General features: G+C 60.0%; 3 protein-coding genes. All 3 read right to left on the reverse strand.

Features of this window, described 5'->3' with window-relative positions; translation table 11 throughout:
- On the reverse strand, positions 1 to 587 hold a 587-nt coding region (locus ACXRVY_RS24465), incomplete at its 3' end, for an ABC transporter permease (protein ID WP_458238468.1).
- Positions 574 to 1410 carry an ABC transporter permease gene (locus ACXRVY_RS24470; RefSeq protein WP_458238469.1) on the reverse strand — a complete coding sequence of 279 codons (837 nt, stop codon included), beginning with the start codon at positions 1408 to 1410 and terminating at the stop codon, positions 574 to 576. The genes ACXRVY_RS24470 and ACXRVY_RS24465, both read right to left, overlap by 14 nt.
- A gap of 5 nt (positions 1411 to 1415) precedes the next feature.
- Positions 1416 to 2222: an alkaline phosphatase family protein gene (locus ACXRVY_RS24475; RefSeq protein WP_458238470.1), complete on the reverse strand. Its 807-nt coding sequence runs from the start codon at positions 2220 to 2222 to the stop codon at positions 1416 to 1418.
- Positions 2223 to 2411: the final 189 nt, after the last annotated feature.

Raw genomic sequence — 2411 nt, forward strand, 5'->3', positions numbered from 1 at the left:
ATCAGGCCCTTGCGCAGGTTCGGTAGCACCACCAGGAATGCGGCTTGAAAGGTGCTGGCGCCGAGCAACTGGGCGGCATCCATCAGGTCGCGCAGGTTGATCGCTTGCAGGTTGTTGGTGATCGCCCGGTACATGAACGGCAGCGCCACGGTGAAGTAGCAACCGATCAGGATCCACGGCGTGCCGACCATGGCGAAGGGGCCGGAGCCATAGAGCTGCAACAGTCCCACCGACGACACCACCGGTGGCACAGCGAAGGGCAGCAGGATCAGGATGTTCATCAGCGCGTCGAGTTTCGGGAAGTGGTAATGCACCACGAACAACAGCGGCAGAATCAGCACCACGGAAAGGATCAACGAACCGACGCAGACCAGCAACGATTGCCCGAACGCATCCAGGAAGCGCGGATCGCTCCATAGCTGGATGTACCATTTGAGGGTGAAGCCACTGGGCAGAATGGTCGCCGACCAACTGCTGGCGATCGAGTAGATCAGCGTGCCGGCCAGCGGCAACAGCAGGATGGCAAACAGCAAGTACACCACGACGCGGTGGTAGACACCGGCGGACCCCAGTTCAGCGCGAGACATGGTAGCTCCTCTTCAACAGCAACTGATGCACGATGGTCACCAGGGTCATCAAGGCCACCAGCACCACGGCCAGGGCGCTGGCCAGGTTCGGGTCCAGGGAAATGTCACCGGACACCATTGCCGCGATGCGGATCGGCAGCACGTTGAAGTTGCCGGTGGTCAGTGCGTACACCGTGGCGTAGGCGCCGAGGGCGTTGGCCAGCAGGATCACGAAGGTGCCGAGCAACGCAGGTGTCAACACCGGCAATCCGATGTGTCGCCRGAATTGCCAGCCGCTCGCACCGWGCAGTGAGGCGGACTCGCGCCAGTCTTCGCGCAAGGCATCGAAGGCCGGGTACAGCAACAGTACGCCGAGGGGAATCTGGAAGTAGGTGTAGAGAATGATCAGCCCGGTTTTCGAGTACAGGTTGAAATCCTGAATGATGCCGGCCTGCTTGAGCATGATGGTGAAGCTGCCGTTGAAGCCGAGCAAAATGATGAACGCGAACGCCAGCGGCACACCGGCGAAGTTGCTGGTCATGTTGGCGAAGGCGTTGACGAAGTTGCGCAGTTTCGAATCGACCCGGCGCAGGGAGTAGGCGCCCAGTATCGCGATGATGATCCCGAACACGCTGGACCAGAAGCTGATCTCAAGACTGTACTGGATGGCCTGCAGGTAAAACTTCGAGCTGAAGATCTTGCTGAAGTTGGCCAGGCCCCAGCCGAATTCTTCAGATTGCAGGCTGTTGATCATCACCCAGGTCAGCGGTGCGATCTCGAACACGATGAAGAACAACGCAAACGGGACCAGGCACAGGGCAGCGAGCCATTTACTGCGGGTCATGGAATTCACTTCAACAGCTCCCGGCAGACCGGTTTGTCGTGGGGCACGCCCAGCAATTGGCAGACGGTGCCGCAGATCTCTGTCTGTTTCGGCGCGGCGTCGGCGTCGAAGCTGAACGCATCACCGAGAACGAACAGTGGCACTTCACGTTCTTCCGGCAGCAGGCCGTTGTGGGAGCGGTCGTTGTTCATGCCATGGTCGGCGGTGACCAGCACCTGATAACCGGCATCGAGCCAGCCTTGCAGGTAGTCGGCCAGGATGATGTCGGCCGAGCGGGCGCTGTTGCGGTACTGCGGGGTGTCGAGGCCGTGCTTGTGCCCGGCGTCGTCGATATTCATCGGGTGGATCAGCAAAAAGTTCGGCGCATGGCGCAGGCGCAGGTTTTCGGCGTCGGCGAACAGGTGCGAATCCGGGTAGTGATCGTTCCAGTAGAAATGCCCGTGCTGGATCGGCAGTTGCGGATCATCGGTGTGGCGATCCCGGGCCGCCACGAAGGGCGAACGGTTGTACAGCTCGCTGACCCAGTGATAAGCCGCAGCGGCAGTCACAAGACCTGCGTCGGTAGCGTAGTGATAGATGCTGCGCTGGTTGGACAGGCGCGAGACATTGTTGTGGACGATGCCGCTGTCGATGGGCGCAACGCCGGTCAGGATGCATTCGTACAGCGGGYGGGACAGGGCCGGCAACTCGCACTCCAGTTTGTAGAGTGCGGCACGTCCGGCGCCGACGTAAGCCTGCAGGTGCCCCATGGCGTGGCGGGCGACCTCATGGTTGAGGCCGTCGAGCACGACAAGGATGACGTTGTGCTTCATAGGGGCGATGACTCCGTGAAACAGATATTCGGAACTCACTCGATCCACTGTGGGAGCTCGCTCGCGATGAGGGACTGCCAGTCAACATCTATGTTGAATGTCTAATCGCTATCGCGAGCAAGCTCGCTCCCACAGGGATTCTCATTGGTCCATCAAAAAATGGTGGGCCACAGGGTTACTGCATATTGA

It is taken from the genome of Pseudomonas sp. P5_A2_2, from assembly GCF_054177685.1.